The organism is Primorskyibacter marinus (assembly GCF_003313245.1).
Lineage (GTDB): Bacteria > Pseudomonadota > Alphaproteobacteria > Rhodobacterales > Rhodobacteraceae > Primorskyibacter > Primorskyibacter marinus.
In genome coordinates this window covers 1-13737 of sequence record NZ_QJSD01000035.1, presented here as the reverse complement: position 1 = coordinate 13737, position 13737 = coordinate 1, and the positions used below count along the sequence as shown (strand labels likewise).

The following is a 13737-nucleotide window of genomic DNA, read 5'->3' as shown; positions in this document are numbered from 1 at the left end:
ACCGTATGCGGCGGTTCCGGCCCATTGATTTGATGTGTTTCTGACGCGTGACGTGCCTGCGACAAGGTCTGCGTCAGCAGATGGAGGTATCACATGGCGGATGGTGGTGATGGGTTCATGGGGCGGTGTGAGGTTGTTGAACCTCGGCGGCGCGGCAAGCGGCATTGGCCGGATGATGTGAAAGCGCGGATCGTTGCCGAAAGCCTGCAGCCCGGTGTCCGGGTGGTGGATGTGGCCGCGCGCTATGACATTCTTCCGCATCATCTTTCGGATTGGCGTCGCCATGCACGGCAAGGTCGGCTGGCCCTGCCAAGTCACTTGATGGACGCGCTTCATGGATCGCCGAAGGCGGAGGCGACGGAGCCTGCCTTCGTGCCGCTGTCCATCCTGCCCGAGCCTGCGGGTCAGTCGGTTTCATCTCCTTCGAAGGCGGCTGCGACCGGTGACGCCGGGGTGTTGATGATCGAGATCGGGTCCGATGTGATACTGCGCATTCCCGATGATGTGGCGGTGGAACGTGCGGTTGCGCTGGTGCAGGCGCTGCGGGGTGCGCCGTGATCGTCGCGGGACAACGTCAGCCGATCCTGATTGCGACGCGCCCGGTGGACTTCCGCTGCGGGCATCGTGCGCTGGCGCTGATCGTGCAGACCGAGCTGAAGCTGGATCCGCATTCCGGGGTGACGATCGTGTTCCGCTCTAAACGTGGCGACAGATTGAAGATTTTGGTTTGGGATGGAACAGGTCTCGTGATGGTCTACAAAGTCCTGGAACAAGGCAGCTTTGCCTGGCCGAAGGTTCAGGACGGGACAATGCGGCTGTCACGAGCCCAGCACGAAGCTTTGTTCGAAGGTCTGGACTGGCGTCGGATCGTTGCGCAGCGGGTCGCCCCACCCATTGCAGCGGGATGATTTACTTACCTGTTTTGGTGTTGTTTTATTGGCCTTTCCTGCCCGGAACGGCTATGAATCCGCATGTCGCAGCCCTTCGATCTCAGCCTGTTTCCGGACCTCCCGCCCGAGGTTGTGAAGGCGTTCGAGGCCGCGCAATTCGAGCTGGCGGTCGAGCGTGCGGCCCGCCAGCATGAACAGGCGGTCGTCGCCGAAAAGGACGCCTTCATCACCGAACTGAAGGCCCTGATCGAGAAGCTGCAAGGCCAGGTCGGACAATACCGACATGCAAAGTTCGGACCGAAATCGGAAAAGCTGGACCCCGCGCAGCTCGAACTGGCGCTGGAGGATCTGGAAGCCGCCATCGCCGAGACCCAAGAACAGATTGCCGCGGTCGAGGAGAAGATCGCGGCCAGCGAGACCGATCCCGAGAAGAAGGCGCCGCGCAAGAAGCGCAAGGCGCGCGCCTTGCCGGAACACCTGCCGCGCGTTGAGCGTGTCATCGAACCAGACAGCATTGCTTGCCCTTGCGGTTGTGGCGACATGGTCAAGATCGGCGAGGATCGGGTCGATCGGCTGGATTACATCCCGGCGCGCTATCAGGTGATCGTCACGATCCGCCCGAAATACGCCTGCCCCAAAGGGCGCGCGGGTGTGGTGCAGGCCAAAGCCCCGGCGCATCTTCTGGAGGGCAGCTGGCCCACCGAGGCGCTGCTGGCACAGATCGCCGTGTCCAAGCACTCCGAACACATGCCGCTGAACCGCCAGGCCATGGTCATGGCCCGTCACGGCGTGCCGATCGACCGCTCGGTTCTGGCTGACTGGATGGGTCGGACCGGCGCGCTGATTGCGCCCGTGGTCGATCATATGGGCAGGCGCCTGATGTCGGAAAGCTCCCGGCTCTATGTCGACGAAACCACCGCCCCGGTGCTGGATCCCGGGCGCGGAAAAACCAAGACTGGCTACCTTTGGGCGGCCTTGCGCGACGACCGTGGCTGGAACGGCACCGCGCCGCCGGGTGTCGTGTTCCACTACCGCCCCGGGCGTAAAGGCGAATATGCCGCCGAAATATTGCACGGCTTCAACGGCACGATCCAAGTCGATGCTTACGGCGCCTATACTCACCTTGCCACACCAAAACGCACGGGCGGCGATCCATTGCGTCTGGCGTTCTGCTGGGCGCATGGACGACGCAAACTGATCAAGGCCAAACCCAAGAAGGGTTCGCCTATCGTGGACAAGGCGCTGTTGCGCATCGCCAGGCTCTACAAGATCGAAGACCAAATCCGTGGCTCGGATCCTAATCAGCGCCGGGCTGTCCGGCAGGAACTGTCTCGTCCATTGGTCGACGAGTTCTTCGCCTGGCTGCAGGCGCAGGCCGGGCGGGTCTCGCGCAAGTCCGACCTCGGCAAGGCGATGGCCTACATGCTGAAGCGTCAGGACGGCTTCCGCCTGTTCCTGGACGATGGTCGCGTCGATATCGACTCCAACCTCGTCGAGAACGCCATCCGCAGCCCTGCCATGAATCGCCGCAATGCGCTCTTCGCCGGTCACGACGAGGGCGGACGGAACTGGGCGCGCTTTGCCAGCCTGATCGCCACCTGCAAGATGAACGGCGTCGAACCCTATGCCTATCTGCGCGACCTGTTCACGAAATTGGCCAACGGCCACCTTGACCGCAACATCGACGCCCTGATGCCGTGGGCCTACGCGCCGCAGCCCAACGGCGCATAGGGACCTCGTCTCGTAGTCCCTGACGAGCTACCGAATGGGATCCGCTTCAACACATCGCGGCTACGTGCAAGCGGGAACTCAATGGGGCGTAGTCGCCGCATACACTGAACCTCTTCCGGGCCGGTCCTGATATTGTCGAGACACCGGATTTTTTCGGCGAATCCGCCAGTGTCGCGGTCCTTACGGCGATTGGACATCAGAATGTGCGCATGGAAATTCATGTTGGTGCGCGCCGGGTCCGATAGAATGTGAAAATACTCCTCCTGGTCGATGACCCTCTGTCGATATTGGCGCTCGACACGCCGACCGTCGGCCCGGTCGTGAAACCTCGGCGCATGGATGACCCACTGGATAGCCAACCCATGCCGATCGACGAGATTGCAGCAATATCCATGGACAACCCGGCGCATCTCGTCGAGCGGCAGCTCGGCCGGGAGCGCCACCCTGATCTCTCGCGCGACGCGCGAGTTCTTCCGCTTTTCAGACCGCTCGACTTCGTTCCATAGGCGCTCGATCCCGGTCATCCAGTTGACGGTACCTTCCTCAAGTAGCCCGCCGCGACGGGTGTAGGAGAAGGTCTGCCCGGTCCGCTCATCGTGCAAACGGCAGCGCGCGATGTAGGCGGCCCGGGCGACCGGCCCCGCAGTCTTGCCGCGGGTCAAAGGGGAGATGGAAAAGTGGCATGCTGCGTGTCTCATGCACAGGGAGATCAGGCCCGGGCCAGGGTCTCGCTACGAAAAAAGCCCGCTGCAGGCGCGCGGCAAACGAAGTTTGCGTAACTGCGCCTTCCGAGCCTTCAGCTCGTCTGGTTCGAAAATCACCGCAATCGGTCTTGGGTGCAAAAAAATGGAGCGAACTGCCGAGTCGGGTGCGACATCCCCTTCGAGATCCACGATGAGAGGAACCAAGGGATGTCGCGAAACCAGAAAAGGATCGAGGCACTGACTCGCGAGATCGAGCAGAAGAAGGCACTTCTTTCCGACCTCGCGCAGAAGGCGAAAGAAGAGAACCGCCGCGCCGATGCTCGCAGGAAGATCATCTACGGCGGCGCCTTCTTGGCATTCCTGGAAACAGTCCCCTCGGACCAGGCGCCGCGGATAAAGGGTAAGATCGACGCCATGATCACAAACAAGAAGGACCGGGATTTCTTGGGGCTTGCGGAGCAGTAGGCTGGAAGCGGACGCCGACATTGACCACCGCCGCAGCGATCCGTAAGATCGGAACAAATAACGAACAGGCGCCATCATGAAAATCTTCGTCTCCTACTCCCACCGCGACGAGGGCACGCTGGAAAGACTGAAAACCCACTTATCTCCCCTTCGTCGGGATGGACGTATCGAAACCTGGTATGACCGCGAGATTCGCGCCGGCGGCGAGATCGATGCGGAGATCTCGGCCGAACTGGAGGCCTCCGACATCGTCTTCCTCCTGATCAGCCCGGATTTCCTGAACTCGGACTACTGCATGGACACCGAGATGACCCGGGCGATGGAGCGTCACGAAGAAGGGACGGCGCGCGTCATCCCGATCATTGTGGAAGACTGCTACTGGAAAACCAGCGTGTTCACGAAGCTCAAGGCGCTGCCCAAGGACGGGAAGCCGATAAGCAACTGGACCAATGAGAATACCGCGTTCCTGAATATCGTGGAGGAAGTTGCCCGCGTCCTCGATGACATGGATCGGGCACCGGCGCAGCCGGAACCGGGCGAAACAATCCGTCCGGACACACAACCACGGAAATACCGGGTTCAGCGACACTTCGACGACATCGACCGGAGTGACTTCCGGGATCAGGCCTTCGACGAGATGCGGAGCTATTTCCGGGAAGCGACCTCCGAATTGGATTCCCTTGATGATCTCCGCGGTCGGTTCACGGCAAGGTCCGACAAGAAATTCTCCTGCACGGTGGTGAATCGAAGCCGGATGCAGGGCGGGACCGCGCATATAACCGTTCGATGTTCGACGGGCCGCCACGGGTTCGGAGACATCTCATATGTCTTTGCGGAGGACGCCGGCGACAACACATCCAATGGAGGCTTCAACGTCGAGAACGACGAATACGAGATATTCCTGACGGCCACGATGAACTTCATGCGAGGCAACGAAGAAGATCGCATGACGCCCCACCAGGCGGCAGAGAGCCTCTGGACCGAATTCCTGGAGCAAGCGGGGGTAAGCCTTGCCTGAGACGATCGCATTCCGATGCAATAACTGCGGTCATCGATTCATGGCCGACGCGTTGACCGAGGATGAAAAACGGGGTGCCCGCGAGGAGTGCCGGCCCACGTCCAGCATCTATTGCCCGAAATGCAACAGGACCGATATTCGGCGCGGGTGGGAATGACGTCCACCTGATCGCTTTCCCCCGGACCCCTCATCCCCTATCCTGCCGTCAAAAGCCGGGCCGCGAAGATCCGGTGGGAAGAACGAGGGATCGGCATGCCGCTGCTGCATTGGTTGACGAGAGATGAGGATCTGCGGGCGGCGGATCGGGTGCCGTATCGGCTGCTGGGCGAATTGCCTGATCTGAGCCATGGCGCGGGCGACGAGGGGCTGCTGGTGCAGGGCGACAATCTCGAGGCGCTGAAGGCGCTTCTGCCGTTCTATGCGGGCCGGGTGAGGTGCATCTACATCGACCCGCCCTACAATACCCGGTCGGCCTTCGAGCACTACGACGACAGCCTGGAACATGCGAAGTGGCTGGCGATGATCGTGCCCCGGCTGATGCTGCTGCGGGAGTTCCTGAGCGAGGATGGCTCGATCTGGGTGTCGATCGACGATCGCGAGGGACACTACCTCAAAGTCATCATGGACGAGATATTCGGCCGAAGGAATTTTCGGTGCACCTTTATTTGGAGAAAAGTAGACAGCCCGAACGATAACAAGGTCGCAATTACCCCGGACCATGAATTCATTCATGTCTATGAGAAGAATTCTGAACAGGCGGGATTCCGACAGAAGAGCGATGAAGGGCTCCTTGATTCTTATCGCGTGACCGACGAAGAGCCACGTCCCCACCGTGATCGCTTGATTAAGAAGAATGGGAAAAACTCTCTGAGGGCTGACAGGCCGACCATGTTTTTCCCAATCGAAGCCCCAGATGGAACAGATGCATGGCCAATTCACGACGACGGGCGTGAAGCCAACTGGGCCTTCGGCAAGAAAGGTATCGAACAACTGCGCAAGGAAGGCCGTCTAATCTGGAAGCAGCGAGAAAGGCTGGGCGAAATCGTCTGGGTTCCATATAGCCGCGAATTCGCGAGCAGTGATCCGAAACGTCCTAACGAGACCATATGGACAAATGAACACACCACACGCCAGGCGAAAGCTCACGCGAGAGAACTCCTGCCCGATGTACAGCCGATTGACACTATAAAACCGGAGAAGCTGATCTCGCGGATCCTCCATATCGCCACCCACCCCGGCGATCTCGTCCTCGACAGCTTCCTCGGCTCCGGCACCACGGCGGCGGTCGCGCACAAGATGGGCCGCCGCTGGATCGGGGTCGAGATGGGCGATCATGCCCGCACCCATTGCGCCCTGCGGCTGCAAAAGGTGATCGAGGGCGAACAGGGCGGCATTACACGCGATGTCGAATGGGAGGGTGGCGGCGGCTTTCGCTTCTGCACGCTCGGACAGGCGGTCTTTGATGCCGATGGCCGGATCGACCCGGCCATCCGCTTCGCCGACCTTGCCCGCCATGTCTGGTTCAGCGAGACCCGCCAGCCAATGGTTGACGCGCCAACCGGCCCTCTCGTGGGAGTGCATGGCGAGCGCGCGGTCGCCCTACTCTACAACGGCATCCTGAAGGACCGCAGCGCCCAGGGCGGCAATGTCCTGACCCGCGCAGTGCTGAAACTGATCCGCGACGACCTCGCTGCCACCGCACCTGATTTCGAGGGCGATCTGGTGGTCTACGGCGCCGCCTGCCGCCTGTCCGATGCGACGCTGAAGGATCAGGCCATCCTGTTCCGCCAGACCCCCTACGACATTTCGGCGAGGACGTGACCATGCAGCTCAAGACCTATCAGAAAGCCACGCTGGACACGCTCGACGCATTCTTCGCCCGCACCCTTGCCACCGGCCCTGCCGAGGCCTTCCAGCACGCCGTAGAGGAGCAGGAGAAGTTCGCGCACCTTGAGGGTCGGAAACTGGAGCCTCGGACCTATCAGCCCCTCCAGGCGTTTCCCGATGTGCCCTATGTCTGCCTGCGCCTGCCCACCGGCGGTGGCAAGACCCTGCTGGCGGCCGAGACGATCCGCCTTGCCACCCGCAGCTACCTGCGCCGCACCTGGCCCCTGACGCTGTGGTTCGTGCCCTCGGACGCGATCAAGACCCAGACGCTGGAAGCGCTGAAGGATCGGGCGCACCCCTACCGCCGCAGGCTCGACGAGAATTTCGGTGGCCATGTGCGGGTCTTCGATATCACCGAATTCGAAATGCTGCGCCCGCAGGATCTGGCGCGCTCTGCCTGTGTCGTCGTCTCGACCATCCAGGCGTTCCGGGTGACGAACACCACCGGGCGCAAGGTCTATTCCCACCACGAGGAACTCGAAACGCATTTTTCGGGCGTGCCGACGGAAGGGATGGAGGTCGTATCACCCGAGGAGGAGGCCGAGAACGACATGCTGACCGAAGGCGCGGTGAAATTCTCCTTCGCCAACCTGCTCTATCACCAGCGGCCCCTGATGATCGTGGACGAAGCGCACAACGCCGTGTCCGGGCTCACACGGGAGGTGCAGGCCCGGATCCGGCCGGCCGCCATAGTGGAGTTCACGGCAACCCCGCGCGGCCGGAACAACATCCTGCATTCCGTGACGGCGAGCGCCCTCAAGGATGAGGAGATGATCAAGCTCCCGATCCGGGTCCGGCCGCATGACGACTGGCGGGAGGCCGTCACAGGCGCCGTGGCGACCCGCAACATGCTGGAAGAGAAGGCGAAGCGGGATCGCGACCATATCCGGCCGGTGGTGCTCTACCAGGCGCAGGCGCGCAATGGTCACCCGACGGTGGCGGAGCTGAAGACCTATCTGATCGAGGAAAAGCTGATTCCCGAGGATCGGATCAAGATTGCCACGGGCGAGCAGCGGGAACTTGACGGCGTGAACCTGCGCGATCCCGCCGAGCAGACCCGCCACGTGATCACCGTAGACGCGCTGAAGGAGGGGTGGGATTGCCCCTCGGCCTATGTTCTCTGCGCCACCCAGAGGCTCCAGTCACGCGGTGCTGTCGAGCAACTCCTGGGCCGTGTCCTGCGTATGCCGTATGCTGCCCGGCGCAAGGACGCCGCCCTGAATAGTGCCTATGCCCATGTATCGGAGCCTTCGTTCCGCGAGGCGGCCCAAGCACTGACCGACAAGCTGATCTACATGGGGTTCATCGATGAGGAAGTCCGTGAATCGCTGAAGCCGCGTGGGGTGGAGCAGAACGACCAGGGGGAGCTCTTCGACCCCGATCCTGTCCGCCCGAAGCCCGTCCTCCAGTTTACGGTGCCTGACAGTGAGGTTGCCCGTGAACGCCTGAATGCATGGCAGGATGCGGGTGTCGACTACATCCAGCGCGATGACGGGGTGTTGATTGTCGGCGTGAAGGGCGAGGTGACCGACGAGGTCGCGCAGGGCGTCCGCGAAATCACGCGCGAGGAGGACCACGCGCATTTTGACGCCCAGCTTGAAAAGCACCGGGCGACCGTGGAATCCGGCCGGACGCTCGCCCAGAAGGGCCATGTTATCGAGATCCCCCAGCTTCTGGTGGAAATGGAGGGCGAGACCTTTCTCGCTGAGACCGACGCGATCATGGAGCGCGTCGATTGGTCTCTGGATCGCCATTCGGCACGATTGACGGAGAAGGAGCTGAGCTTCCACCGGTCGCAGGATGTCATCGAAATCGACTTGGAGGGCGAGAAGCTGGTCTACAGCCGAACGACTGAAGATCAGCCGATCCTGTCGGGCCTGCATACTCCATCTGATGCGGACCTTGAGGCATCACTCGTGCAGTGGCTGGAGCGCGAATGCCGGGTCGCCGATATCACTCAGGCCGAGATGCTGCCGTGGATTGCAGCGGTGGTTGCCGATCTGGTCACGAACAGGGAGGTGAACATCCGCACTCTGATCGATTGGCAGCACCAGATCGCCGCCCGCATCCGGTGGAAGATCCAGGCTATCCGCGACGAGGTAAAGACCCGAGCGCATCAGATGGCGCTATTTGATGAAGGGGCGAAACCGACATGGTCCGATAGCCGCGTGGTTCGCTTCGACGACACGATCTACCAGAATGTCCCGACACAGACGACAGGAGCCTTCCGGTTCACCCGTCACCTGCTCGGCGCTGACAGAGCCCCTCTCATCGACGGAGACCTTAACGGCGAGGAATTCCAGTGTGCCTGGAGTCTTGACAGCCTCGATGAGGTCGATGTCTGGGTCCGCAACGTGGCGCGGCACCCGGATTCCTTTTCACTGCCGAGGGTCGGTCGTCGGTTCTACCCGGATTTCGTCGCGACGCTCCGAGATGGCCGCGTCTTCGTCGTCGAATACAAGGGTGAACACCTGATCGGCGCTCCCGAGGCACGCGAGAAGGACGCTATCGGCAGGATCTGGGCTCGCACGACGGGGAACCTGTTCCTCATGGTGCGCAAGGTCGCGCACGGCGTCGGGATGGTGGATCAGATGAGGAATGCACTCGCGAAGGGTTGAATGCCGAATATGCTATTGGAATGCGATCAAAGCCTGGACAGCAGATATTCATCAAACAGTCTTGGAGCTCTGAAAGAGCCTGACAGGGACGCCAGTTGGGCTCAATGGCATTGCCTTCCAATGATCGCGCTAAGGTGAGCCAATGAACGAGCTTCTTAATAAATTATCCTCATACAATATATTTAACTATTTATTGCCTGGTGCGGTATTTTCGGTTGTGGCTGATCGCATCTCATTGCTTTCCTCGCCTGACGAGATAATTACTCGGCTGATTTGGTATTACTTTGTTGGGATGGTTATCAGCAGACTTGGGTCGATTGTGGTTGAGCCCGCTTTGAAATGGGCTCGCTTCGTAAGATACAGCGATTACAATAGTTTTCTTATTGCTTGCGACCAGGATCGAAAACTTGATGTCATGGTGGAAGTTTCCAACACATACCGCACGTTGGCTACTGCGTTTCTGGTCCTAATAGTGGGCATTGCCTATCAGTCGCTTGCTGAGGAATCAGGAGTTTCAGATGTTTGGCGGGAGCGGATTGCAATCATACTCTTACTGGCATTATTTCTCTCTTCCTTCAGAAAGCAAGTCAACTTCATTCGAAAAAGAGTGGATCGCGCAACAAAGGGTGGCAAATGAGTATCGTTAAGAGCTTTTCGGTTGGAAATGGCGATCTGTGCTATATTAGACACGGCAGCGACAATTTCACTATTATAGACTGTAACCTAACTGGCGAGCGTGATGATGAGATAATCGGAGAAATTATCGCGCAGGTCGAAAGCAAAGATATGACGAGATTCATCTCTACACATCCGGATCAAGATCATATCGGCGGCATCGAAGTGCTCGACGCAAAGATGCCGATACATAATTTTTACGTTGTAAAGAATAATGCCGTAAAGGTCCCGGAGACAAAATCATTCAGGCACTACTGCAAGCTGCGGGATGATCAGGACAAGGCCTTCTATATTTTCAAAGGCTGCCGCAGAAAATGGATGAACCTCGGTGATGACGTGCGCAAGACCGCCGGAATCTCAATCCTTTGGCCAGATACGGCGAACGCATATTTCAGAAGGGCGTTAGCCGCTTGCAATGCAGGGGAAAGCTATAATAATCTATCTTCTGTTATCCGATATTCTCTGCAAGACGGGGCGAGTGTTATGTGGCTGGGTGACTTAGAAACGGAGTTTATGCAAGAGATCGAGGATTCGATCGACTTGAAGAAGACAACCATCGTTTTCGCCGCACACCATGGTAGAAAATCTGGAAAGATTCCGGACACTTGGCTGAAAAAGTTAGACCCTCAGATCATCATTATTGGCGAAGCACCTTCTCGCCACCTTGATTATTACACCGGGTATGAGAAGATTACTCAGAACAGGGCGGGTGACATTACTATGGATCTGGTGGGGAACAAAGTTCATTTCTACTCGTCCAAGTCGGGATATTATCACAAGAGCCTGGATGATGAAGGGCAGTCTAAACACCCCAACTATTTCGGCAGCATCACAGTTGAGACCGAATACACATTATAGAGACGGGAGCACTGACTATCTTCGTCACGGCCAAGTGATGAGCTGCCACTGAACTTTCATCCAGCCGCGACCGGAGCCCGGTTGGTGTTTTCGCCGATCGGCGCAGATTGAGCAATCGCCCGACGCGCGGAGCTTTCATCTCGCGCAGCGGGGCGGGCGATTGCGGCGGCCAGGGTCCGCGCGTGGTCAGCAGGGGTCTGGTAGCCCAAGGCCGAATGGAGACGCTCGGTGTTGTAGTCCGTAGCCCAGGCCGCGATCACGACACGCGTGGGCCAGGTTGCGGAACATGGTCTCGTCGAGCAGCTCGTCGCGCATCCGCCCGTTGAAACTCTCAACGAAGCCGTTCTGCATCTTTTTCCGGATATTGCGGGGCTTAATCAGGCTCCCATCCTCATGTATCGCTCGTAGTCATCCTCCTCACCCCTGAGGACCTGAAGCTCACGCTCCAGATGCTGCGCCATGGGGACAAGCTTGCAACCATCCTCGGGACGAGCACGCAGGATTTCCAGGATGCGCTGGTATGCGCCTTCCAGCTTTTCCGGGGTCATGAAACGATCCTTCCTCTTTCCTCCGGAGGAGGTCGGATCGTTTCGAAATGGACGGAAAAGCTTACCCGACGCGATATCCGAGCGCCTCGAGCTCGGCCTCGATGAGGTTTCTGACCTCGGCGTGTGGGCGCGGTTGCCAGGTGTCGGTGGGGAAGGCGACCAACTCGTAGTAGAGAGCGCGAAGTTTGAGTTCCGGCCCGTCGCCGTAAACCGGGCGTCCACGAAGCTTGCCGACGGAATGGCCGAGGAGGAATGCCCGTTCCTCGTTCGTCATGCCTGCAGCCCGAGCGCGTTCCTCCCAGGTGTGCCTCGTGCCGCCGAAGGTATAGGGTTTTCCACCTTCGGGATGTGCCGGGTAGAGCTCATGATCCCTCATGAATTTGTTGATGTCGCCGGAGAAGCTACCCTTCGCCCGATACCGGGTGAAACCGTTTGGATGGCGACGCATCGCATCCAGCGCTGCGCCCAGTAGTGGCACCAGTCTGATGGATGCACGATTCTTGATGTCCCGTGCGTGTTCTCCCTCCTCGACATACCTGATCCGGAGATGCGGAAACGGGTGGTCGAGGACGATATCTTCTGGGGGAACGTGAACGATTTCCGTCTGCCGCCCCCCCGTCTCGGAGGCGACAATCCCGATATCGACGCGCTCATCGACTTCGATCCCGGCGGTCAGTTTGCCGCTGACAAGGTCTCTGACCCAACCTACCGGCAATGCCGGCTTACCACCTTGGTTCGAAGACTTGTCCTTCTTGGGTCGCGGCTTGATCTTGAACCCGGCGACCGGGTTGAAAATCTGGCTCGGGAGAGTTCCTGCGAGTTCGTGAAACTCCGCAATCATCTGTCGCAGGTAGCGAAGGCGCTTGATTGCCTGATCATCGGATATACTCCCCGAGTTCACCCTCGCCTGCCAGTGATTGTAGTATCGCCGCGCGTCGTCCTCGGTGATCTCGTGCATGTTCTTGTTCGAGAGGACTTCGACGAAGATCCGAGCGGCGTGCTTGTACCGGTTACGCCACTGCCGCTTCTGGTCCTTGTGCTTTCCCTTCAGCTTGTGCTGCGAGCGCTCTTCCATGATCTTGGGCATGTCGAGGATCGGTATATGCGGGACATCGCAAACACCGAGTGCGGCAGGTATCGCCGGAGAGTCCACCGGGACGGCGGCGAGCTTCTCGATCCGGGCCACGAGGTCTTCAAGAGGTCCGGCCAGGAGGCCTTGGATCGGGACGTAGGGTAGCTGGAGGTCGTCGAGCAACGACACCGCAGCTTCGAAGGCCTCGACTGAGGGTCCACGGTCTTTCCGCAGCAGGCGAGCCTTCCAGACCTTTCGGAGTGCTTTCTTTTTCAGGAGGGCAAGAGCCCTTGCCTCTTCCAGATCGCAAGTCTTCAGGGACTGGTTGATCTCGGTCCGCGTCTCTACGGCGCGGAACTCCGCAGGGACCCGCCAGCGCAGGTAGTAGACATTGCCGCGGCGCTCGACGACGTCGACGCAATTAGGCAGCACACCCATTAATTCTTGTTTAGGAGCATAAGTTTGTGATTCATTTCGTCTAAACAACGGGCGGGAGGATGGAAGTGGCACGATCAGACATGAGCGATCTGGAATGGGAATTCATCAAAGCTGTCTTACCTAACAAAACGCGCGGCAAGAAGCGGGTGGATGACCGCCGCGTGATCAACGGTATTTTCTACGTCCTGCGCACCGGCATCCCTTGGGCCGATCTGCCCAGCGAATATGGCCCACCGACAACGGTCTATAATCGCTTCAACCGGTGGAGCTATGCGGGCCACTGGGACCGGATCATGGACGCCATCGCCGACGCGCATAACGTGGACACAGTGATGGTCGACGGGACCAGCGTGCGCGCGCATCATTCCGCCACGACTCTCAAAAAAAGACCCGCGCCGCTGTTTAGGTCGCTCACGGGGCGGATTAGGAACGAAAATACATGCACTTACCAATCAGGATGGGCTGCCGATCCGATATGAATTGACACCCGGCCAAGCTCATGACGCGCCGCCGTGCAAGGCGCTACTGGACAATTTGCAACCTGGCCAACATGTGCTCGCGGACAAAGCATATGACGCAGACTGGATCAGAGACTTGATCTGGGAACAGGGCGCTATCGACGTGATCCCTCCCAAGGCCAACCGCAAACTACCCGCCGAATTTGATGCTGCAATCTACCGGGAACGCAACAAAATCGAGCGTTTCTTTGGCAGGCTGAAAGCCTCGTTCCGCCGTATCGCAACCCGATACGAGAAGACGTCACGCAATTTCCTGTCGATGATCAAATTGGCATCGGTCAGGCTGTGGATCGAGTTTTATGAGTCGGCTGCCTA

At 59.2% G+C, this 13737-nt stretch carries 12 protein-coding genes and 2 pseudogenes; 10 read left to right on the top strand and 4 right to left on the bottom strand.

The window, feature by feature from the left end; translation table 11 throughout:
• Positions 1-93 precede the first annotated feature (93 nt).
• The 3 genes from tnpA (at position 94) to tnpC (ending at position 2621) form a co-directional block, all read left to right on the top strand.
• The gene (gene tnpA, locus DMZ65_RS18725) at positions 94-558 is read left to right on the top strand and encodes an IS66-like element accessory protein TnpA (protein ID WP_116599222.1); all 465 of its coding nucleotides are present in this window, start codon (positions 94-96) and stop codon (positions 556-558) included.
• The gene (tnpB, locus tag DMZ65_RS18720) at positions 555-908 is read left to right on the top strand and encodes an IS66 family insertion sequence element accessory protein TnpB (protein WP_108693780.1); all 354 of its coding nucleotides are present in this window, start codon (positions 555-557) and stop codon (positions 906-908) included. Before tnpA ends, tnpB begins: the two co-directional genes overlap by 4 nt.
• Positions 909-971: 63 nt before the next feature.
• On the top strand, positions 972-2621 hold the full coding sequence (gene tnpC / locus DMZ65_RS18715) for an IS66 family transposase (protein WP_116599223.1): 1650 nt from the start codon (positions 972-974) through the stop codon (positions 2619-2621).
• On the opposite strand, the gene DMZ65_RS18710 is transcribed toward tnpC, so the two are convergent.
• Positions 2594-3283: a MobA/MobL family protein gene (locus DMZ65_RS18710; protein ID WP_157960694.1), complete on the bottom strand. Its 690-nt coding sequence runs from the start codon at positions 3281-3283 to the stop codon at positions 2594-2596. The genes tnpC and DMZ65_RS18710 overlap by 28 nt on opposite strands.
• 249 nt (positions 3284-3532) lie before the next feature.
• Here DMZ65_RS18710 and DMZ65_RS18705 point away from each other — a divergent pair, with 249 nt between their 5' ends.
• From DMZ65_RS18705 to DMZ65_RS18675, 6 genes are all read left to right on the top strand, one after another.
• Complete coding sequence (locus DMZ65_RS18705; protein ID WP_157960693.1) at positions 3533-3790, top strand: hypothetical protein; 258 nt, start codon at positions 3533-3535, stop codon at positions 3788-3790.
• A 76-nt stretch (positions 3791-3866) separates the two neighbouring features.
• Positions 3867-4808 (top strand): toll/interleukin-1 receptor domain-containing protein, encoded by a 942-nt coding sequence (locus tag DMZ65_RS18700; RefSeq protein ID WP_116600240.1) that lies wholly within the window; start codon positions 3867-3869, stop codon positions 4806-4808.
• 252 nt (positions 4809-5060) lie between these two features.
• Positions 5061-6629, top strand: coding sequence for a site-specific DNA-methyltransferase (locus tag DMZ65_RS18690; RefSeq protein ID WP_116600238.1), 1569 nt, complete (start codon positions 5061-5063; stop codon positions 6627-6629).
• 2 nt (positions 6630-6631) lie between these two features.
• Positions 6632-9313: a DEAD/DEAH box helicase gene (locus tag DMZ65_RS18685; protein WP_116600237.1), complete on the top strand. Its 2682-nt coding sequence runs from the start codon at positions 6632-6634 to the stop codon at positions 9311-9313.
• Positions 9314-9455: 142 nt separating this feature from the next.
• Positions 9456-9950 (top strand): hypothetical protein, encoded by a 495-nt coding sequence (locus tag DMZ65_RS18680; RefSeq protein ID WP_116600236.1) that lies wholly within the window; start codon positions 9456-9458, stop codon positions 9948-9950.
• Entirely contained in the window at positions 9947-10846 is a 900-nt protein-coding gene (locus DMZ65_RS18675; protein WP_116600235.1) for a ComEC/Rec2 family competence protein, read from the top strand. The genes DMZ65_RS18680 and DMZ65_RS18675 overlap by 4 nt, the downstream gene beginning before the upstream one ends.
• 56 nt (positions 10847-10902) lie before the next feature.
• Here the strand turns inward: DMZ65_RS18675 and DMZ65_RS18670 are convergent.
• The 3 genes and pseudogenes from DMZ65_RS18670 to DMZ65_RS18665 form a co-directional block, all read right to left on the bottom strand.
• A pseudogene (locus tag DMZ65_RS18670) lies at positions 10903-11203 on the bottom strand (integrase core domain-containing protein); the annotation flags it as partial.
• 20 nt (positions 11204-11223) lie between these two features.
• Positions 11224-11394, bottom strand: a complete 171-nt coding sequence (locus tag DMZ65_RS19585; protein ID WP_157960692.1) for a hypothetical protein — start codon at positions 11392-11394, stop codon at positions 11224-11226.
• A 61-nt stretch (positions 11395-11455) separates the two neighbouring features.
• A complete protein-coding gene (locus DMZ65_RS18665) occupies positions 11456-12904 on the bottom strand; it encodes a DUF6538 domain-containing protein (protein ID WP_116600234.1) in 1449 nt (482 codons plus the stop codon).
• A gap of 59 nt (positions 12905-12963) precedes the next feature.
• On the opposite strand from DMZ65_RS18665, the pseudogene DMZ65_RS18660 reads away from it, so the two are divergent.
• A pseudogene (locus DMZ65_RS18660) lies at positions 12964-13737 on the top strand (IS5 family transposase); the annotation flags it as partial.